This is a genomic window from Nocardia asteroides (assembly GCF_900637185.1).
In the GTDB taxonomy this organism is placed as follows: domain Bacteria; phylum Actinomycetota; class Actinomycetes; order Mycobacteriales; family Mycobacteriaceae; genus Nocardia; species Nocardia asteroides.
Map to the genome: position 1 here is coordinate 1,797,142 of NZ_LR134352.1, position 18,506 is coordinate 1,815,647.

General features: G+C 70.6%; 18 protein-coding genes. 11 read left to right on the forward strand and 7 right to left on the reverse strand.

Going from position 1 to position 18,506, the window contains the following annotated elements:
- Positions 1-36 precede the first annotated feature (36 nt).
- Both EL493_RS08395 and EL493_RS08400 read right to left on the reverse strand, forming a co-directional pair.
- Complete coding sequence (locus tag EL493_RS08395; protein ID WP_022567305.1) at positions 37-1,650, reverse strand: serine/threonine-protein kinase; 1,614 nt, start codon at positions 1,648-1,650, stop codon at positions 37-39.
- Between the two features lie 78 nt (positions 1,651-1,728).
- A complete protein-coding gene (locus EL493_RS08400) occupies positions 1,729-2,586 on the reverse strand; it encodes an alpha/beta hydrolase (RefSeq protein ID WP_019045158.1) in 858 nt (285 codons plus the stop codon).
- 120 nt (positions 2,587-2,706) lie between these two features.
- Here EL493_RS08400 and glmS point away from each other — a divergent pair, with 120 nt between their 5' ends.
- Positions 2,707-4,587, forward strand: coding sequence for a glutamine--fructose-6-phosphate transaminase (isomerizing) (gene glmS / locus EL493_RS08405; RefSeq protein ID WP_019045159.1), 1,881 nt, complete (start codon positions 2,707-2,709; stop codon positions 4,585-4,587).
- Between the two features lie 36 nt (positions 4,588-4,623).
- Here glmS and EL493_RS08410 read toward each other — a convergent pair whose 3' ends face one another.
- Positions 4,624-5,049 (reverse strand): plastocyanin/azurin family copper-binding protein, encoded by a 426-nt coding sequence (locus EL493_RS08410; protein WP_019045160.1) that lies wholly within the window; start codon positions 5,047-5,049, stop codon positions 4,624-4,626.
- A 69-nt stretch (positions 5,050-5,118) separates the two neighbouring features.
- On the opposite strand from EL493_RS08410, the gene EL493_RS08415 reads away from it, so the two are divergent.
- The 7 genes from EL493_RS08415 (at position 5,119) to tsaD (ending at position 11,591) form a co-directional block, all read left to right on the forward strand.
- The gene (locus EL493_RS08415) at positions 5,119-6,558 is read left to right on the forward strand and encodes an NAD(P)H-hydrate dehydratase (RefSeq protein ID WP_022567303.1); all 1,440 of its coding nucleotides are present in this window, start codon (positions 5,119-5,121) and stop codon (positions 6,556-6,558) included.
- 8 nt (positions 6,559-6,566) lie between these two features.
- Positions 6,567-7,745 carry an alanine racemase gene (alr, locus tag EL493_RS08420; RefSeq protein WP_030200405.1) on the forward strand — a complete coding sequence of 393 codons (1,179 nt, stop codon included), beginning with the start codon at positions 6,567-6,569 and terminating at the stop codon, positions 7,743-7,745.
- Positions 7,742-8,818, forward strand: coding sequence for an alpha/beta fold hydrolase (locus EL493_RS08425; protein WP_022567302.1), 1,077 nt, complete (start codon positions 7,742-7,744; stop codon positions 8,816-8,818). The genes alr and EL493_RS08425 overlap by 4 nt, the downstream gene beginning before the upstream one ends.
- The gene (gene tsaE, locus EL493_RS08430) at positions 8,811-9,266 is read left to right on the forward strand and encodes a tRNA (adenosine(37)-N6)-threonylcarbamoyltransferase complex ATPase subunit type 1 TsaE (RefSeq protein ID WP_019045164.1); all 456 of its coding nucleotides are present in this window, start codon (positions 8,811-8,813) and stop codon (positions 9,264-9,266) included. The genes EL493_RS08425 and tsaE overlap by 8 nt, the downstream gene beginning before the upstream one ends.
- A 65-nt stretch (positions 9,267-9,331) precedes the next feature.
- Positions 9,332-10,024 carry a tRNA (adenosine(37)-N6)-threonylcarbamoyltransferase complex dimerization subunit type 1 TsaB gene (gene tsaB, locus EL493_RS08435; protein WP_030200403.1) on the forward strand — a complete coding sequence of 231 codons (693 nt, stop codon included), beginning with the start codon at positions 9,332-9,334 and terminating at the stop codon, positions 10,022-10,024.
- Positions 10,025-10,053: 29 nt separating this feature from the next.
- Positions 10,054-10,548 carry a ribosomal protein S18-alanine N-acetyltransferase gene (rimI, locus tag EL493_RS08440; protein ID WP_030200400.1) on the forward strand — a complete coding sequence of 165 codons (495 nt, stop codon included), beginning with the start codon at positions 10,054-10,056 and terminating at the stop codon, positions 10,546-10,548.
- Positions 10,545-11,591, forward strand: coding sequence for a tRNA (adenosine(37)-N6)-threonylcarbamoyltransferase complex transferase subunit TsaD (tsaD, locus tag EL493_RS08445; RefSeq protein ID WP_022567300.1), 1,047 nt, complete (start codon positions 10,545-10,547; stop codon positions 11,589-11,591). The genes rimI and tsaD overlap by 4 nt, the downstream gene beginning before the upstream one ends.
- Positions 11,592-11,725: 134 nt before the next feature.
- Here the strand turns inward: tsaD and EL493_RS08450 are convergent, their stop codons facing one another.
- The gene (locus EL493_RS08450) at positions 11,726-13,228 is read right to left on the reverse strand and encodes an Hsp70 family protein (protein WP_019045168.1); all 1,503 of its coding nucleotides are present in this window, start codon (positions 13,226-13,228) and stop codon (positions 11,726-11,728) included.
- 362 nt (positions 13,229-13,590) lie between these two features.
- Between EL493_RS08450 and groES the strand changes: the two genes are divergently transcribed.
- Together groES and groL are read left to right on the forward strand one after the other, a co-directional pair.
- Positions 13,591-13,890, forward strand: a complete 300-nt coding sequence (groES, locus tag EL493_RS08455; RefSeq protein ID WP_019045169.1) for a co-chaperone GroES — start codon at positions 13,591-13,593, stop codon at positions 13,888-13,890.
- Between the two features lie 83 nt (positions 13,891-13,973).
- A complete protein-coding gene (gene groL / locus EL493_RS08460; RefSeq protein WP_019045170.1) occupies positions 13,974-15,584 on the forward strand; it encodes a chaperonin GroEL in 1,611 nt (536 codons plus the stop codon).
- A gap of 60 nt (positions 15,585-15,644) precedes the next feature.
- On the opposite strand, the gene EL493_RS08465 is transcribed toward groL, so the two are convergent.
- From EL493_RS08465 to EL493_RS08475, 3 genes are all read right to left on the reverse strand, one after another.
- Positions 15,645-15,896 (reverse strand): RskA family anti-sigma factor, encoded by a 252-nt coding sequence (locus tag EL493_RS08465; protein ID WP_019045171.1) that lies wholly within the window; start codon positions 15,894-15,896, stop codon positions 15,645-15,647.
- Between the two features lies 1 nt (position 15,897).
- The gene (locus EL493_RS08470; RefSeq protein WP_232017280.1) at positions 15,898-16,515 is read right to left on the reverse strand and encodes a sigma-70 family RNA polymerase sigma factor; all 618 of its coding nucleotides are present in this window, start codon (positions 16,513-16,515) and stop codon (positions 15,898-15,900) included.
- Positions 16,516-16,640: 125 nt separating this feature from the next.
- Positions 16,641-16,934, reverse strand: a complete 294-nt coding sequence (locus tag EL493_RS08475; protein ID WP_022567299.1) for a WhiB family transcriptional regulator — start codon at positions 16,932-16,934, stop codon at positions 16,641-16,643.
- Between the two features lie 713 nt (positions 16,935-17,647).
- On the opposite strand from EL493_RS08475, the gene EL493_RS08480 reads away from it, so the two are divergent.
- Positions 17,648-18,391 carry a hypothetical protein gene (locus EL493_RS08480; RefSeq protein ID WP_019045174.1) on the forward strand — a complete coding sequence of 248 codons (744 nt, stop codon included), beginning with the start codon at positions 17,648-17,650 and terminating at the stop codon, positions 18,389-18,391.
- The last annotated feature ends 115 nt before the right edge of the window (positions 18,392-18,506 follow it).

The window sequence follows — 18,506 nt, forward strand, 5'->3', positions numbered from 1 at the left end:
GAACAACTCGCGGTCGGCGGCGGCCGGCCAGGCGAATCACGGCCGCATCATCAGGCGAATCACGAGTGCGACGAAGATGACGGCCAGTGACAGGGACATCCACATGAACAGCGCCTGCTCGTTCTGCATGGACATGATCGGCGCGGCGGCGGTGAGGGCGGCGGCGCCGCCTGCCAGGGTCCATGTCACCGGCGCCTGCTGCGGTCCGGTGCGAGGCCCGGGAGTCTGTGCGATCAACAGGATCAGCGCGAGCAATGCGAGTGGCGGGATCGTGAGTTGCAGGAGGTAGAGATTCGACCAGAGGCTCCACCATCCGTCACCCGTGGTGATGTAGATCAGCTCGACTGCGCCGGTCAGCGCGAGGGGCGCCGCGGCGAGGACGGCTGCCGCGCGACCGTCGGGGGGCTTCGGCACGCGCGTGCTGAAGAGGACCGCCAAGGCGTTGCCCATGGTCGCGGCAGCTGCGATCACCACCACAGCGCTGATCGCGGATCGCGAGAAGGATTCGCGTCCCATCGCCAGGGCCAGCGGGCTCCCGACAGCGCAGATCGTCAGACCGGCGACGAATATCGTGCGGGAACCGATGAGGTGGCCCCACCTGGACGCCGACAGCAAGGGGACCAGCACGGCCAGCGAGAGGGCTGGTCCCACTATGGTCTCGGAGTACCAAGCGATCCAGTAGTCCAGTCCATGGGCGTTCAGTGCGAGAGCGAAGAACGCGCACCACAGTGCGAACAGCTGCGGGCCCTGGCCTGTCGAAGCCGGGCGTTGCGGTGCCTGCGTGGGTACCGCGTGCGGGGGTCTGTTTCGCGGTGGTGTGGCACCGGGGTGGAGATTCGTCCGTGGTGCCCCGGCGGGTGCTGAACGGCTGATCGGCGCGGCGACGCGGTTGCTCCATGCCTGTGCGGCCGCTTGCGCCAACTCGGTGCAAGAAGCGAATCGTTGATTCGGGTCTTTCGCCAGGGCGCGTTGGAGGACGCGGTCGAGTTCGGGCGGCAGTCCTGGACGTCGTTCGGAAACGCGGGGTGGGGGCGCGGTCAGGTGCGAGCCGATCACCACGGCCGGATTCGTGGCGGCGAACGGGGTCGTACCGGTGAGGAGCGCGAACAGCGTGCAGGCCAGCGAATATTGGTCGCTGCGGTGGTCGAGCATGCGGCCGGAGAGTTGTTCGGGAGACGCGTAGGCCAGCGTGGCGGTGAAGGTGCCGGTTTGGGTGAGGCCGTTCACGTCGTTGCGGAGCCGGGCGATGCCGAAGTCCGCCAGCAGCACCCGCTCGGGAAGATGCGGATCAGGGCGGGACACCAGGATATTGGCCGGCTTCACATCGCGATGCAGGACGCCGCGACCGTGCGCGAAGTCCAGTGCCGCGGCGATCTCGGTGATGATGCGGATCGCTCGTGCGGGCTCGACCATTCCGATGGTTCCGGCGTCGGAGCCGGGCACGTACTGCATGGCGATCCACAGATTCGGCCCTTCGACACCGCGATCCTGCACGGCCACGATATTCGGGTGATCGAGTTGCGCCACGAGATCGGCTTCGCGTTCGAAACGCAGCCGAATTTCATTGTCGCCCAGTAGGTCCGCATTGAGCACCTTGAGCGCTACCTGGCGCGGCAGTCGCGGATGCCGGGCGAGGTACACGGTGCCCATTCCGCCTCGGCCCAGAATTCGTTCTATCCCATACCCGGCGAAGGTTTCCGAGATCCCCCTGGTGTCCACGGTTTCGCGTTATCGGCGGATGAGTTTGGCGACGGTGCCGAGGGAGAGTTTGGGGGATTCCTCTTCGACTACGGCGTTCGGGTCGATGAGGGTGGTGTGGGGGAGGGCGGCTTCGGGGTCGGCGAAGGGGGCGTAGGTCTTGTCGCCGAGGAGGGTGGCGAGGAGGTAGCCGGTGAGGAGGGCTCGGGTGGCCTTCTCGGTTTTGTGTTCGTAGCGGCCCGCGCCGAGGGCGGCGAAGAGGCGGCGGCCTTCGACGATGCCGTTGTGGGAGGCGCCGTCGATGGTGCGCAGGATGGAGGGGCCCGCCCAGGCGGCGGCGAGGGCGCGGGCGTTGGAGTTGACCGAGTCGATATCGGCGGCGCCGGCCAGGATCAGGCCGGGCGTGTCGAGGTCGGGGGCGATGTTCTCCGCGGTGGGGGCGGTGGGCGAGGGGAACAGCGCGGCGACGGCGGCGACCCGGCGCTGGGCGGCGGCGATGACGGCGGCGCCGGCGCCCATGCCGTGGCCGGCGAGGGCGATGCGGTCGGGGTGCACGCTGATGGTGCCGTCACCGAGACGGACCTTGCCGACGATGTCGAGCGTGGTGAGCAGGTCGGTGGCCAGGTCCAGGTGCGACGGGATCGGGCCGCGTTCGGTGTCGGGCGCGGCGACCACGAAACCCCACGAGGCGACGTGCTCGAGCAGGCTCTTGTAGTTGTCGGCGCTGGTCAGCCAGCCGTGCGCGAACGCGACAGCGGGCAGGCCGAGCCCGGATTCGGGCGTGAACACCACGCCCGGCTGGCCCGCGATGCCCAGATTTCCGCGCAACACCCGGTGGGGACCACGCGTGGACAGGGTGCTGAGGAGCGACTTCACCGACACCGACACGGGGAGAAGAGTATCCGATCACCCCGCGCGCGGAAGAGCCCCAGGTGGGGAACTCGGTCCGGCCCGCACGGCCGACACCGGCACGGCGAGAACCGGGGTGTATCGCTAGGCTGGACCACCATGTGCGGAATCGTGGGCTACGTCGGGTACCGGGACGCGCTCGGCATTGTCGTCGACGCGTTGCGACGCATGGAGTATCGCGGATACGACTCCGCGGGCGTCGCGATCCTCGACGGAAACGGGTCGATCGCGATCGAACGCAAGGCAGGAAAGCTGGCCAATCTGGAGGCCGAGCTGGCCGAGGCCGGTGCCGAGCGGTTCGCGGGCACGAGTGGCATGGGCCACACCCGGTGGGCGACGCACGGCGCGCCGACCGACCGCAACGCACACCCGCATCGCGACGCCTCCGGCAAGCTGGCCGTGGTCCACAACGGGATCATCGAGAACTTCGCGCCGCTGCGCCGGGAGCTGGAGAACGCCGGGGTGGAGCTGCTCAGCGACACCGACACCGAGGTCGCGGTGCATCTGGTGGCCCGCGCCTACGCCGAAGGGCCCACCGCGGGCGACTTCACCGCGAGCGCGCTGGCCGTGCTGCGCCGCCTCGAGGGCGCGTTCACACTGGTGTTCACCCATGCCGACCACCCGGGCACGATCGTCGCGGCGCGGCAGTCGACGCCGCTGGTCGTCGGCGTCGGCCAGGGCGAGATGTTCATCGCCTCCGATGTCACCGCGTTCATCGAGCACACCCGCGAGGCGGTCGAGCTCGGGCAGAACCAGGCCGTGGTGATCACCGCCGACAGCTATGTCGTCACCGACTTCGACGGCAACACCGAGGGTGTGGTCAGCAGGCCGTTCACCATCGACTGGGACCTCGCCGCCGCCGAGAAGGGCGGCCACGACTACTTCATGCTCAAGGAGATCGAGGAGCAGCCGACCGCCGTCGCCGACACCCTGATCGGGCATTTCGTCGTCGACGAGAACGGCGGCCGGATCGTCCTGGACGAACAGCGCCTCGCCGACCAGGAACTGCGCGAGTTCGACAAGGTGTTCGTCGTGGCGTGTGGCAGCTCCTACCACGCGGGCCTGCTGGCCAAGTACGCGATCGAGCACTGGACCCGGGTGCCGGTGGAGGTGGAGCTGGCCAGCGAGTTCCGCTACCGCGACCCGGTGCTGGACCGGTCGACGCTGGTGGTGGCCATCTCGCAGTCCGGCGAGACCGCCGACACGCTCGAAGCGGTGCGCCACGCCAAGGAGCAGAAGGCGCGCGTGCTCGCGATCTGCAACACCAACGGCGCGCAGATCCCGCGCGAGTCCGACGCGGTGATCTACACCAGGACCGGCCCGGAGATCGGCGTCGCCTCGACCAAGGCGTTCCTCGCCCAGGTGGCGGCCAACTACCTGGTCGGCCTGGCGCTGGCGCAGGCGCGCGGCGTGAAGTACCCCGACGAGGTGGCGCGCGAGTTCGCCGAGCTCGAGGCCATGCCGAAGCTGATCGCGCGGGTGCTGGAGACCGGTTCGCAGGTGCGGGCCATCGCGCGCGAGCTCGCGCACGTGCCGACGGTGCTGTTCCTGGGCCGCCACGTGGGCTACCCGGTGGCGCTGGAGGGCGCGCTCAAGCTCAAGGAACTGGCGTACATGCACGCCGAGGGCTTCGCGGCCGGGGAGCTCAAGCACGGCCCGATCGCGCTGATCGAGGACGGGCTGCCGGTGATCGTGGTGATGCCGTCGCCGAAGGGCCGACCGGTGCTGCACTCGAAGCTGCTCAGCAATATCCGCGAGATCCAGGCGCGCGGCGCGCGCACGATCGTGATCGCGGAGGAGGGCGACGACACCGTGCGCCCGTTCGCCGACGACCTGATCGAGATCCCGGCGGCGCCGACGCTCTACCAGCCGCTGCTGTCGACGGTGCCGTTGCAGATCTTCGCCGCCGAGGTGGCGCAGGCCCGCGGCTACGACGTGGACAAGCCGCGCAACCTGGCCAAGTCGGTCACGGTCGAATAGGGCCTGGTCGGCCGGCCCGGTGGCCGGCCGACGCGCTCACTGGACCGTGATGGTGCCGCGCATGTCGGGGTGCAGGCTGCACAGGTAGCGGTAGGTGCCGGGCTGGGTGAAGGTGTAGGACCACTCGCCCTTGTCGATGATGGGGCTGTTGATGCCCATCGCCTTGTCGCCGATGCCCTGCACGTTGTGCGGGGCCTTGTCGGAGAACTTCCAGGTGACGGTCTCGCCGACCTTGACGGTGGCGTCGGCGGGCGCGTACTTCATGCCGGTGACCTCGACGGTGAGGTTGGTCGGCTTGTGCTCGGTCGGCGTGGTCGTGGTGGAGACCGGACGCGGCTTGCGGGTGGTGGTGGAGGCGGCGCTGCCCGAGTCGCCGGAACAGCCGGCGACCAGCAGGGTGGCGGCCACGACGAATCCGGCGACAACCCGGGTGGATGCGGCGCGGTGACGAACCATCGACATGGTTGTGGAGCGTAGTCTGCGAACGATCGCGGACCTGTCGTGGGCCGCGCGGGCGGCCGGGAGGCGACGATGACGGATCGGCGTGGCTACTTCACCGCCGACCAGGTGCGCGCGGCCGAGGCCGAACTGTTCACCCGGGTGCCCGCCGGGATGCCGATGCGGCGGGCCGCGCACGGCCTGGCCACGGTGGTGGCGGGCGAATTGCGTTCCGGGACGGGCGGTGTCGCCGGGCGGACGGTGGGTCTGCTGGTCGGCTCGGGGGACAACGGTGGCGACGCGCTGTGGGCCGGATCGATGCTGGCGCGGCGGGGCGTCGCGGTGCGGGCGGTGTTGCTGAATCCCGAACGCGCGCACCGGGAAGGGCTCGCGGCCTTGCGCGGCGCGGGTGGCCGGGTGGTGGAGCGGCTCGGCGCGGTGGATCTGGCGATCGACGGCATCGTGGGGATCTCGGGACGTGGGCCGTTGCGTCCGGCGGCGGCGGAACTGGTTGCCGCGCTGGATGTTCCGATCATCGCCGCCGATCTGCCCAGTGGTGTCGATCCGGATACCGGTGCGATCGACGGGCCCGCGGTGCGCGCGGAGGTGACGGTCGCGTTCGGCGCGTACAAGCCGGTGCACGCGCTCGCGCAGCCGAACTGCGGGCGAATCGTGCTGGTGCCGATCGGTTTACAGCTGCCCGAACCCGATCTCGCGCAGCTCGATCCGGCGGCGGTCGGGGCGGGCTGGCCGGTGCCGGGAGCCGCGGACGACAAGTACAGCCAGGGCGTGGTCGGGATCTGCGCGGGCAGCGCGAAGTATCCCGGCGCCGGGGTGTTGAGTACCGGCGCGGCGGTGGCGGCGACCTCGGGTCTGGTCCGCTATGTCGGCGAGGACGCCGAGGTGCTGGCGAAGTTCCCCGAAGTGGTCGCCAGTCACACGATCTCCGGGGCGGGCCGGGTCCAGGCGTGGGTGTTCGGACCGGGGGCGGGCACGGACGCGGCCGCGCGGGACCGGCTGGCGCAGGTGCTGGCCACCGAGCTGCCCGTCCTCGTCGACGCCGACGGGCTCACGCTGCTCGCCGCCGAACCCGATCTGGTCCGTGGTCGCACCGCGCCGACCGTCCTCACCCCGCACGCCGGGGAGTTCGCCCGGCTCACCGGCTCGTCGCCCGAGCCGGATCGGGTGGCGGCGGTCCGGGCGCTCGCCGCGGACTGGGGGGTGACGGTGCTGCTGAAAGGTCGCGCGACGATCGTCGCCGCGCCGGGAGAACCGACGCTGGTGAACGACGCGGGCGGCTCCTGGGCCGCGACCGCGGGCGCGGGCGACGTCCTGTCCGGCATCCTCGGGTCGCTGCTCGCGGCCGGTCGCCCGCCCGCCTGGTCGGCCGCCGCCGCCGCCCGCGTCCACGCCCTCGCCGCCAACCTGGCCGCCTACGCCGGGCAACCCGCCGCGGCCCCGATCTCGGCCACGCCGCTGCTCGACCACATCCGGCCCGCGGTCCGGGTGCTCCGGGAGCTCGCGTCGAGCTGAGCCGCGACATGCTCGCCCCAGCTGCGGCGGAGCGCCCGGCTCCTGGCAGGATCGACGCTGTGAATGCGCAAGTGGAGACGGTCATCGACTTGGATGCCATTGCCCACAACGTGCGCGTCCTGCGGGAATACGCCCAGGGCGCCGCGGTGATGGCGGTGGTCAAGGCGGATGGCTACAACCACGGCGCGGTCGAGGTCGCGCGGACGGCGCTGGCGGCGGGCGCCGCCGAGCTGGGCGTCACCACGGTCGCCGAGGCGCTGGTCCTGCGCGCGGCCGGGATCACCGCGCCGATCCTGTGCTGGCTCAACACCATCGACGCCGACTACGCCGCCGCGGTCGCGGCCGACATCGAGATCGGGGTGTCCTCGCTCGCCCAGCTGCGGGCCGTCGAGCAGGGCGCCCGTCGCGCGGGCCGCACCGCGACGATCTCACTCAAGGTCGACACCGGCCTGAACCGCAACGGGGTGTCGGTGACCGAGTATCCGCAGGTCCTGCAGGCTCTGCGCGCGCTCGTCGACGAGCAGGCCGCCCGCTTCCGGGCGATCTTCTCCCACCTCGCGCACGCCGACGAACCCGACCATCCGATGCTGGACCGGCAGCGTGAACGCTTCGTCGAGGCGATCGCCCTGGCCAAGGAGCACGGGCTCGAACCCGAGCAGGCGCACCTGGCCAACTCCGCGGCCACCCTCACCCGCCCCGACCTGCATTTCGACCTGGTCCGGCCGGGCATCGCCGTGTACGGGCTGTCGCCGATTCCCGAGCTCGGCGACTACGGGCTGCGGCCCGCCATGACCCTGCAGGCCGAGGTCACGCTGGTGAAACGGGTCGCCGCGGGCGAGGGCGTGTCCTACGGGCATCGCTGGATCGCGCCGCGCGACACCACCGTCGCGCTGATCCCGGCCGGTTACGCCGACGGCGTATTCCGCTCGCTGAGTGGGCGTTTCGAGGTGTGGCTGGGCGGCGGCAGGCACCGTAATGTCGGGCGGGTGTGCATGGATCAGTTCATGGTCGACCTCGGCGAGAATCCGGGTGGCGTGCGCGCCGGTGACCGGGCGGTGCTGTTCGGCGGCGGCGCCGGACATCCGCACCCGCTCGACTGGGCCAGGGCCCTGGACACCATCGACTACGAGATCGTGTGCTCGCCGCGCGGGCGCGCGGTGCGCCGGTACGTGGGGACCGGCCGATGACGCGCGGCACGGTGCTCCTGCGCGGCGGCCTGGCCACCGCCGGTCTGCTCGGCGCGCTCGCCGTCGCGCACACGCTGCGCCGGATCGGCGCCCGGGTGCGCTGGCCCGCCGAACGCGACGAGTACCGCGACGAGAACTTCGCCCTCATCGACGAGGACGAGCCGGGGGAGGTGCGCGCCGACGACGGTGTGTCGCTGGCCACCCGCACCTACGGCGACGCGAGCGCCGAGGTGACCATCGTCTTCGTGCACGGCTTCTGCAACAGCATGGAGTCCTTCCACTTCCAGCGCCGCGATCTCGCCCTGCGGTACGGCGAGCGGGTGCGGATGGTCTTCTTCGACCAGCGCGGACACGGCCGCTCCGGCGTGCCCGCCACCGAGAGCTGCACCATCGGCCAGCTCGGTCACGATGTCGCGGCCGTGGTGCGCGAGTGCGCGCCGACCGGCCCGGTGGTCCTGGTCGGACATTCGCTGGGCGGGATGGCGGTGCTCGCCGCGGCGGCCCAGTTCCCCGAACTCTTCGCGACGCGGGTGATCGGCGTCGGCCTGTTCAGCACGGCGGCCGCGGAGGTGACCGCCACCGGACTGCCGCAGCTGCTGCGTCATCCGGCGATGGAGGGTTTCCGGCTGGCGGTGCGGACCGCGCCGGCCTTCGTCCAGCTGAGCCGGACCGCGAGCAAGCAGCTGGTGACACCGATGCTGCACGTCAGCTCGTTCCACGGGCCGGTGAGCCCGACCCTGTCGCGGTTCACCACCATGATGATCGACCGCACCCCGGTCGTCACGATCGAGAAGTTCCTGAAAGCGATTGAGCTGCACGACGAGTCGGCCGCGCTGCCGGTGCTGGCCGGGCTGCCCGTGCTGATCCTGGGCGGGGCGCACGACATGGTGATCCCCTTCGCCAACTCGCGGGTGCTGGCCGAGGCGCTGCCCGGTAGCGAACTCGTGCGTCTGGGTGGGGCGGCGCACATGCCGCACCTGCAATACCCGGACGTGACGCTCGACGCACTCGACCGGCTGCTGGCGCTGGCCGGCTTCGGCGACACCCGCGGTGGGGAGGCCGTCGGTGGCTGACGCACAGCACCGGGTCCTGGCCACGGTCGAGGACACCGAAGCCTTCGGCCGGGAACTGGCCCAGACCCTGCGCGCGGGCGACCTGGTGGTCCTCGACGGTCCGCTCGGCGCCGGGAAAACCGCGTTGACCAGGGGAATCGCTGCCGGGCTCGGTGTCGAGGGGCGGGTCAGCTCGCCGACCTTCATCATCGCGCGGGCGCACCGGGCCGGGCAGCGCGCCGACGGCACCGCGGGCGTGCCGATGGTGCACGTCGACGCCTATCGCCTCGCGGGCGACCTCGACGAACTCGACGCGCTCGACCTCGACACCGACCTGCACCACGCCGTCGTCGTGGTCGAGTGGGGCAAGGGTGTCGTGGAGCACCTCGCCGAACGTCACCTGCGGGTGCAGCTGGCCAGGGAACCGGAATCCGATGTGCGCACGGCCAACTGGGAGTGGATCGGATAACGCCGGGATCGCCGGGCACCACTACGCGCCGGGCGCCGATACCACCCGGTATTGTTGAGACAATCATGCTCGTACTAGCAGTCGACACCGCGACACCCGCCGTTACAGCGGGATTGGTGCATCTGTCACCTGCCGCCGACGCGGACTCCCGGCCCGCCGTGGCGACGCTCGCTGCCCGCGTGAAGGTCGACGCGCGCGCCCACGCCGAGGTGCTCACCCCGCAGATCCTGGAATGCCTCACCGAAGCCGGTGTCCGCCGCGACGAGCTGGACGCGCTCGTCGTGGGGATCGGGCCGGGCCCGTTCACCGGGCTCCGGGTGGGGATGGCCACCGCCGCCGCCTTCGGCGACGCGCTGGGCCTGCCGGTGCACGGTGTGTGCAGCCTCGACGCCATCGCCGTGGATGCCGCGAGCGAGCAGCGTGACGTGGGCGAGCTGCTGGTGGTCACCGACGCGCGCAGGCGCGAGGTGTACTGGGCGCGCTATCTACACGGGGTGCGTACGGCGGGTCCCGAGGTGTGCAAGCCGGGCGACGTGCCGCTGGGCGAGGCCGTGGCGATCGCCGGGTCGGCCGCGCACGTGGACTTCTTCGATCTGCCGGTGCTGCCGAGCGAGTCGCCCTCGCCCGCCGGCCTGGTGACGGTCGCCGCCGCCGAGCTGCTGGCGGGCACCGCGCCCGAGGCCCTGGTGCCGCTGTATCTGCGCAGGCCCGACGCCGTGGAGAACAGTTTCCGCACGCTCGACCGGACCGGGGCGTGAGCGCCGTGTCCGACTACCGGATCCAGCCGATGACCGTGCACGACATCGATCGCTGCGTCGAGCTCGAGCATCTGCTGTTCCCCGAGGACGACCCGTGGCAGGCGGTGTCGTTCCGGTCCGAGCTGGCCGGGCCGCACAACCGCTACATCACCGCCCGCGACGCCGCGGGCGTCATGGTCGGTTACGCCGGGATCGCGTTGCTCGGTGACGCCGCTCATCCCGAGGCCGAGGTGCACACCATCGGCGTCGACCCGGACTGTCATCGCGGCGGCATCGGCACGCTGCTGCTGGAGGCACTGCTGGCGACCGCGGGCGAACGCGGCGGGCCGGTGTTCCTGGAGGTGCGCACCGACAACGCGCCCGCCATCGCGCTGTACGCCAAGCACGGCTTCCACATCATCGGGCTGCGCAAGAACTACTACCACCCGAGCGGCGCCGACGCGTACACCATGCGGCGCCCCGAACTCACCGCCGCGGCCGACGAATGGGCGGCGCGCGGCAGGCAGGACGAGGTGCTGTCGTGATCGTCATGGGCATCGAAAGCTCGTGCGACGAAACGGGAGTCGGCATCGTCCGGCGCAACCCGGACGGATCGCTCGAACTGCTCGCCGACGAGGTGGCCTCCAGCGTCGACCAGCACGCGCGCTTCGGCGGCGTGGTGCCCGAGATCGCCTCGCGGGCGCATCTCGAGGCGATCGTGCCCGCCATGCGCCGGGCGCTGGCCGCCGCGGGGATCAGCAAGCCCGACGCGCTGGCCGTCACCATCGGGCCCGGCCTGGCCGGTGCGCTGCTGGTGGGGGTGGCCGCGGCCAAGGCCTACGCCGCCGCCTGGGACGTGCCGTTCTACGCGCTCAACCACCTCGGCGGGCACGTCGCGGTCGACACCCTCGAGCACGGGCCGCTGCCGCCCGCGGTGGCGCTGCTGGTCTCGGGCGGGCACACGCATCTGCTGCAGGTCACCGAGCTGGGCGCGCCGATCACCGAACTCGGCAGCACCGTCGACGACGCCGCGGGGGAGGCCTTCGACAAGGTCGCCCGGCTGCTCGGCCTCGGCTACCCGGGCGGGCCCTACCTCGACGCGGCCGCCCGCGACGGCGACCCGAACGCGATCGCGTTCCCGCGCGGCATGACCGGCCCGCGCGACGCCCGCTACGACTTCTCCTTCTCCGGCCTCAAGACGGCTGTCGCCCGCTATGTCGAGGCCGCGCAGCGGCAGGGCATCGCGCCTGAGCAGCTGCCGATCCCCGATATCGCGGCGTCCTTCCAGGAAGCCGTCGCCGACGTGCTGACCATGAAGGCCGTGCGGGCGGCGACCGACGTGGGGGTGGACACCATCGTGCTCGGCGGCGGCGCCACCGCGAACTCGCGCATCCGCTCGCTGGCCGAAGAGCGCTGCGCGGCAGCGGGACTGACCCTGCGGGTGCCCAAGCCCCGACTGTGTACCGACAACGGGGTGATGATCGCGGCGCTGGGCGCGCACGTGATCGCGGCGGGCGCGCAGCCCGCGGCACTGACGGTGGCGACCGATCCGGGCCTGCCGGTGTCGGTGAGCGCCCTGCACGGCTGAGGGTTCTGCCCGAACCCGGGCTGCCGAAGCGGTGTGCGTGGACCCGCGTCGGGCGCCGGCGCGTTCTTCGCGTGGGCCCGGACTCGCTGCCGGGGCGTGGCTCGGCGCCGGGCGGATTCTTCGCCGGGAACGGGCTAATCGATGAGCTGGAGCGGCGCTTCGCTGGGCGTCGTACTCGCCGCGGGCGGGATGGGCAGCAGGCTCTGGGCCGGGCGCTGCTGGCTCGGGGAGGTGTTGGGGGTGGACGGGCGCTGCTGGCGACCGCCCGAGGAACCGCTGTCGATCGGGCCGAGGGGGGACTCGGGGTAGGGGATCTGCGGCAGGTTCGGATCGGGGCGCAGGGTGGGCGCGGTCGACGAGGGCGGCGCGACCTGGCTCGGCGTGGTGGCCGGAGGCGTGGTGGACGGCGTTGTCGACGGGGCGGGCGTGGTGGCCTCGGTGGTGGGCGGGCTGTTGGTGACGCCGGTGCGGTCGGTGCTCTCGCTGTTCTGCGGTGTCGGTCCCTGCTGCGGGACCACCGGTAACGCGGGCTGACGCACGGTGCTGCTGGTGCCCGCGGGGGAGACGTCGGGGGTGTCGGGCGAGATCGCCTGCACGCCGTAGCCGATCACCAGGCCGACGACTACCACCGCGCCCGCCAGGGTGCCGGCCACCTTGGTGAAGGTGCCGCTCGGCGCGTCGCCCAGCGCGGCGACCTGCAGGGCCGACGGCGCCGCCGCGTCGGCCACCAGCGCCGCGCCCTTGGCGATGACGGCCTCCGGATCGGGCACGGTGAGCACCGGCACGTCCAGGCGGTCGTGCAGCGTGTCGACGACAGCCGGGATGTTGGCGCAGCCGCCGATCACCGCGACCGCCTCCGGATACTTCGGCGCGCGGGTGAACACCGACGCGGTGAACAGCGCGATATTGCGTAAGAGCCCGCCGATGAGCTCCTCGAAATCGGACCGGGTGAGCTTGAGCGGCTGACCGGCCACATGGTCGATGGTGACCGCCGGTGCGATCGACAGGTGCTCCTTGGCCGCCCTGCCCCGGTTGGTGAGGGTACTGCGGTTGGGCCTGGTGCCGCGCCGGGCGTAGTGCAGGTCGACGAGGTGGTGGTAGATCAGCTCGTCGATGGCGTTGCCGCTGAGGGTAGGGGTGCGCTCGGTGTGCAGGACGGCGCCGTCGGCGTGGTCGACGACGGTGACGGTGAGTCCGGTGGCGCCGAGGTCGACGACGGCGACGGTGGCGTAGCGGTCGAGCAGGCCGGTGTCGCGTAAGTAGGTCATCGCCGCCGTGCCCTCTGGCACCAGCCGCAGATCGCGGTGGTGCGCGCAGGCGGCGCGGATGGCCTGGGCCTGTTCCTTGTTCCGGTAGGCGACGGCCACGCTGGTCGGTGGACGCGAACGGGTCGACTCGGCCCTGCGGTGCGCGCCGGCGTAGCGGCCCAGCGGTTCGCCCGCCATGGCGCCCTGGGTGACGGGCAGCTGGGTGGTCATCAACTCGATCGAGGACGACACGAGATCGCCGAGGTCGGAGTGCGCCGCGTCGGCGGACACGACCCGGTAGTCGAAGTTCTGCTCACCGGCGGGACCGGTGGCGACCAGCGCTGAGCACACCACCTCGTTACCGGCGGAGATGCCGAGGGATGTTCGCATGTTCACCTCCCTTCGAGCGGATGGTTCTGTGATGCCGACCATCTCGAACGGAACGCTATACATATCCTTTCACAGCCTGTTATGCGAACGTTACAGATTTTGGCGGGGGAAGTGAAGATCACTGGCGAGTGTGGGCGTGTCGAAATCGCGACATTGGCAGAACCCGGCCTTGAGCGCTGGCACTCTCGCGTATAGAGTGCTAGTCGGCACTGTGTAGCTGTGCTTGTGCCAGTCGACTACTGGGCTTCGGGTCCCGGCACCCGCGACGACGGGGCTGTCGCGCAGAGTCGCAAGCTGACCGAAACCCGGTCCGGGACAACAGTTCCGGACGACCGAATTTCCCCGAAAGTGGAGGGCTCAACGTGGCGAGCGTGAACATCAAGCCGCTCGAGGACAAGATCCTCGTCCAGGCCAACGAGGCCGAGACGACGACGGCCTCCGGCCTGGTCATCCCGGACACGGCCAAGGAGAAGCCGCAGGAGGGCACCGTCATCGCCGTCGGCGAGGGCCGGATCACCGAGAAGGGTGACCGCATCCCCGTCGACGTCAAGGAAGGCGACGTCGTCATCTACAGCAAGTACGGCGGCACCGAGATCAAGTACCAGGGTGGGGAGTACCTCATCCTCTCGGCGCGCGACATCCTGGCCGTCGTCACCAAGTAGGCCAACGCCGCATACGCGTTCCGCCCCGGCGTCGTCTCGCGACCCGGGGCGGATTGCGTTCTCACACAGGAGCTGAAACCTCTATGGCAAAGCAGATCGAGTTCGACGAGAAGGCTCGCCGGGCTCTGGAACGCGGTGTCGACAAGCTCGCCGACGCCGTCAAGGTGACCCTCGGTCCCCGTGGCCGCCACGTCGTGCTGGCGAAGGCCTTCGGTGGCCCGACCGTGACCAACGACGGTGTCACCATCGCGCGTGACATCGATCTCGACGACCCCTTCGAGAACCTCGGCGCGCAGCTCGTCAAGAGCGTCGCCACCAAGACCAACGACGTCGCCGGCGACGGCACCACCACCGCGACCGTGCTGGCCCAGGCCTTCGTGCGGGCCGGCCTGAAGAACGTCGCCGCGGGCGCCAACCCGATCTCCCTCGGCCAGGGCATCGCGCTCGCCGCCGACAAGGTGTCGGAGGTGCTGCTCGCCGCGGCCACCCCGGTCTCCGGCGCGACCGCCATCGCCCAGGTCGCCACCGTGTCCTCGCGGGACGAGGAGATCGGCGAGATGGTCGGCAAGGCGCTGACCACCGTCGGCAAGGACGGCGTCGTCACCGTCGAGGAGTCCTCGACCACGCAGACCGAACTGGTCGTCACCGAGGGCGTGCAGTTCGACAAGGGCTACCTCTCGCCCTACTTCGTGACCGATGCCGACACCCAGCAGGCCGTGCTGGAGGACGCCTACGTCCTGCTGCACCGCGACAAGATCAGCTCGCTGCCCGACCTGCTGCCGGTGCTGGAGAAGATCGCCGAGTCCGGCAAGGCCGTGCTGATCATCGCCGAGGACATCGAGGGCGAGGCCCTCTCCACCCTGGTGGTCAACTCGATCCGCAAGACGCTCAAGGCCGTCGCGGTCAAGGCGCCGTTCTTCGGTGACCGCCGCAAGGCGTTCCTCGACGACCTGGCCGTCGTCACCGGTGGCACCGTGATCAACCCCGATCTCGGCATCACCCTGCGCGACGCGACCGTCGAGCAGCTGGGCCAGGCCCGGCGCATCGTCGTCACCAAGGACGAGACCGTCATCATCGACGGTGCAGGCACCGCCGACGACGTGGCCGCCCGCAGCGCGCAGCTGCGTCGCGAGATCGAGGCCACCGACTCGGACTGGGATCGCGAGAAGCTCGAGGAGCGGCTGGCGAAGCTGGCCGGTGGCGTCGCGGTGATCCGCGTCGGCGCGGCCACCGAGACCGCGCTCAAGGAGCGCAAGTACCGCGTCGACGACGCGGTCGCGGCGGCCAAGGCCGCGGTCGAGGAGGGCATCGTGCCCGGCGGCGGCACCGCGGTCGTGCAGGCCGCGACCGCGCTGGTCGAGCTGCGCGACTCGCTGTCCGGTGACCAGGCCATCGGTGTCGAGGTGGTCCGTCGCGGCCTCGAGGCGCCGCTGTTCTGGATCGCCACCAACGCCGGTGTCGACGGCGCTGTCGTCGTCAGCAAGGTCGCCGAGGGCAAGGAGGGCTTCAACGCCGCCACCCTGACCTACGGTGATCTGCTCACCGACGGTGTCGTGGACCCGGTCAAGGTGACCCGCTCCGCCGTGGTGAACGCCGCCTCGGTCGCGCGGATGATCCTGACCACCGAGAGCGCCATCGTGGACAAGCCGGTCGAGGAGACCGACGACCACGGGCACCACGGTCACGCGCACTGACGCTGAAGTCGACGAAGGCCCCTGGACCGCACTGCGGTTCGGGGGCCTTTCGTTTCCGCGCTAGCTGGCTACCGGGGGCTCTTCGGCGTCGATCGCGGCCAGCAGGCGCGCACGCAGGGAGGGGGGAGGTGGGGTCGGTGAACTCGCACCGAGTGCGGCGAGGACTTCGCGGGAGGCGCGTAGTTCTCGCAGGAACTCGGTACAGAGCACCGGGTCTTCGGTATCGATGATGGTCTGGATCGCGTGATGGTCTTCGTCGTCGATCAATCCGAGCGCGACGGTGTGCGCGAGATCGATCTGGGCTTCGTTCATCTCACGTCACCCCCAAACTTTTCTTCAGTCGTGTCAATCCGTCCCGAATCCGGGACTTAACGGTCGGTAACCCTATGCCGAGGTGCTGAGCTACCTCCGCGTAGGTTCGCCCGCCGTAGTAGGCGAGCGAGATCGCCTCGCGTTGGGTCTCGGTCAATGTCGAGAGCCCGCGCTGGACGGCCTGCTGTTCGAGTCTGCGTTCCACCTCCTCCGTGACCTCGTCGAATTCGTTGCCGAGAACCCGTATCCCGTAGGCGACTTCGCGCTGGGTATGGGCTTGCTCGGCACGAACCCGGTCGACCGCCCGTCGGTGCGCCAACGTCATCAGCCAGGTCACCGCCGACCCCTTGGCGGGGTCGAAACTCGTTGCGGTGCGCCAAATCTGGAGATAGACCTCTTGTGTGGTCTCCTCCGCGTACCCCGGGTCGTGGAGGACCCGCAGGATCAGGCCGAAGACGCGCGCAGACGTCCGGTCGTACAGTTCGGCAAAGGCCTGCTGGTCGGACGAACCGCATCGTTCCAGCAGTGCAGCTAGCTCGACTCCTTCGGCCGCGCGTGCGGTAACCGCAGAATCCACGCTCGGTGGGAAGGCTTCGCTTCGGAACCCATTCTGTGTCATCGGTCACGAATCTAGCCCGCGGCTATGACCTCCCTTCGCCCGGGGGTGCCTTGTTCGCGTGCCAGCTGTTTGCTAGAGATTCGGCACGCCACGCCGGGCGGATGGGATTTGATTTGCCGAGGTACCTAGACGGCCATGCGGCGCCGGTTGCGGCGCGCGTGCATCTCGCGTTCGGTCTCCGACATCCCGCCCCAGATGCCGTAGGGCTCACTGACCTTCAGGGCGTGGGTGCGGCACTGCATCAGCACCGGGCAGGCCCGGCAGATCTCCTTGGCGCGCATCTCGCGCGCGGTGCGGGCACGGCCACGCTCGCCGTCGGGGTGGAAGAAGACGGCGGAGTCCTGGCCGCGGCACGAACCGCGCATCTGCCAATCCCAGACATCGGCGTTCGGGCCGGGGAGGTGAGTGGGCATGGGCATGGTGAACTCCTTGTGGTGCGAGCTCGTCAGCGTTGTCGAGCGACGTGGTACGGCAGGTCTTCGCGCCACCTCGCGCGGAGGTGGCCGGCTCGACGGTGCCTGACAGTGCCGTAGGTGGTCGCTGCAATTTCGCGCGGCGCCGACCCCGGCGATGAGCTACGTTAGGTGCAGGCGGGAATTTCCGTCAATAGTTCGGCGCATTGGTACCGCAAATCTGCAACGCTGAAATTTAACCTGCGCACTGTTTACAATTCACGCCCGCTCCGTCCATACTGTTCGGTTGGCTATGGAACGGTCGCTGCGCGGCGCCTGTGTCACTCGACGTTTTCCCAGGTCGCGCTGCTCGGAGGCGGGTTCGGGCCGGTGGCCCCCTCCAGCTCCGGGTGTTCCAGGTCACAACGGCATCCCGCGGGCGACTGTGTGGAGATGGCGGAAACGGGGCGCAGAGGTTAATTGCGCGAAACGCATGTGAATTCGAAACTTTGCGGTAGTGGCGGTGGCGGGCGGAGATTTACCTGATGGCAACATCGGCCGCCGGAGGAAAAGCTGATCGGTAGCTGTTCGGCGCGGTCCGGGGCATATCACGGGAACGGGCGGTGACCGGCGGCGGCTACAGTCTCGTCGTGCAGACAACGGCTTCACCCGCGGATATCGGTTCCGAAATACTCGTTTCGACAGCTTTCGGACCCACCCCGGGGACAGCCGCTACGGAGTTGCCGGAACCCGCGACCCCCCTCGACCGCTGGTATCGGGCCGTCGCGCTGGGTGCGCAGGGCCGCTACGCCGCCGCCCGCGCCGATCTGCGCCTGCTCGCCCGCACCCGCACCGATCCGGCGCTGCGTTCCCGCACGGAGAGTACGACCGGCTCGCTGCTGCGCCAGCTCGGTGGGCACGCGGCCGCCGCGTCGTTCGACGGCCGCGCGGCCACCCTCGCGCTCGCCGCCACCGGCGGCGCCAGGGCCGAGGCGCTGGCCGACGCGTATACCGGGCTGGCCGCCGACGCCCTCGGCACCGGCAGGCTCGCCCTGGCGCGCAGGCTGCTCGGCCGGGTGGAACCGCTGCTGAGCGCGGCTCCACCGCGATGCGCGGTCCGGTGGCACTGGGTGCGCGCCGAGACCGCGCTGGCCGGTGGTTTGGCCGAGCCGGCGCTGCGCGACGCCGAACGGGCCGTCGCGCTGGCCGGGGCGCTGCCCTCGGCGCGGCACCGGGTGAAATCGGCGCTGCTGCTCGCCGCCGCCACGGCCGCCACCGGCGACGCCGCGCGCTCGGCGGAACTGGCCGCCGCGGTCGACGCGGACTGCCGCGAACACGGCCTGCTGCCCCTGCGCTGGGCGGCCGCGATGTTGCGCTCCGGGGTCTGCGAACCGGGTCCGGCGCGGGCCGCCGCGGCCGAAGCCGCAGATCATGCCGCCCAGATCCGGGCATGGGGCGGGGATTTCGCGCCGCCCGCGTTCTGACGCGCCGCGGATGATCTTCCTGAGAGCTCGCATAGAAGCGACCAGGGCCGCTGGCGAGCGAACTGCGGGTCGCTATTGTTAGTTCCGTTCCGCCGCTTCGGTGGAAGCTCGGTCA

Coding starts and splice junctions, on each gene's coding strand:
- EL493_RS08395 (WP_022567305.1), bottom strand. CDS start 1,650: ATGGGCACCGTGTACCTCGCCCGGCATCCGCGACTGCCGCGCCAGGTA.
- glmS (WP_019045159.1), top strand. CDS start 2,707: ATGTGCGGAATCGTGGGCTACGTCGGGTACCGGGACGCGCTCGGCATT.
- EL493_RS08410 (WP_019045160.1), bottom strand. CDS start 5,049: ATGTCGATGGTTCGTCACCGCGCCGCATCCACCCGGGTTGTCGCCGGA.
- EL493_RS08415 (WP_022567303.1), top strand. CDS start 5,119: ATGACGGATCGGCGTGGCTACTTCACCGCCGACCAGGTGCGCGCGGCC.
- alr (WP_030200405.1), top strand. CDS start 6,567: ATGCTCGCCCCAGCTGCGGCGGAGCGCCCGGCTCCTGGCAGGATCGAC.
- EL493_RS08425 (WP_022567302.1), top strand. CDS start 7,742: ATGACGCGCGGCACGGTGCTCCTGCGCGGCGGCCTGGCCACCGCCGGT.
- tsaB (WP_030200403.1), top strand. CDS start 9,332: ATGCTCGTACTAGCAGTCGACACCGCGACACCCGCCGTTACAGCGGGA.
- rimI (WP_030200400.1), top strand. CDS start 10,054: ATGACCGTGCACGACATCGATCGCTGCGTCGAGCTCGAGCATCTGCTG.
- EL493_RS08450 (WP_019045168.1), bottom strand. CDS start 13,228: ATGCGAACATCCCTCGGCATCTCCGCCGGTAACGAGGTGGTGTGCTCA.
- groL (WP_019045170.1), top strand. CDS start 13,974: ATGGCAAAGCAGATCGAGTTCGACGAGAAGGCTCGCCGGGCTCTGGAA.
- EL493_RS08465 (WP_019045171.1), bottom strand. CDS start 15,896: ATGAACGAAGCCCAGATCGATCTCGCGCACACCGTCGCGCTCGGATTG.
- EL493_RS08470 (WP_232017280.1), bottom strand. CDS start 16,515: ATGACACAGAATGGGTTCCGAAGCGAAGCCTTCCCACCGAGCGTGGAT.
- EL493_RS08475 (WP_022567299.1), bottom strand. CDS start 16,934: ATGCCCATGCCCACTCACCTCCCCGGCCCGAACGCCGATGTCTGGGAT.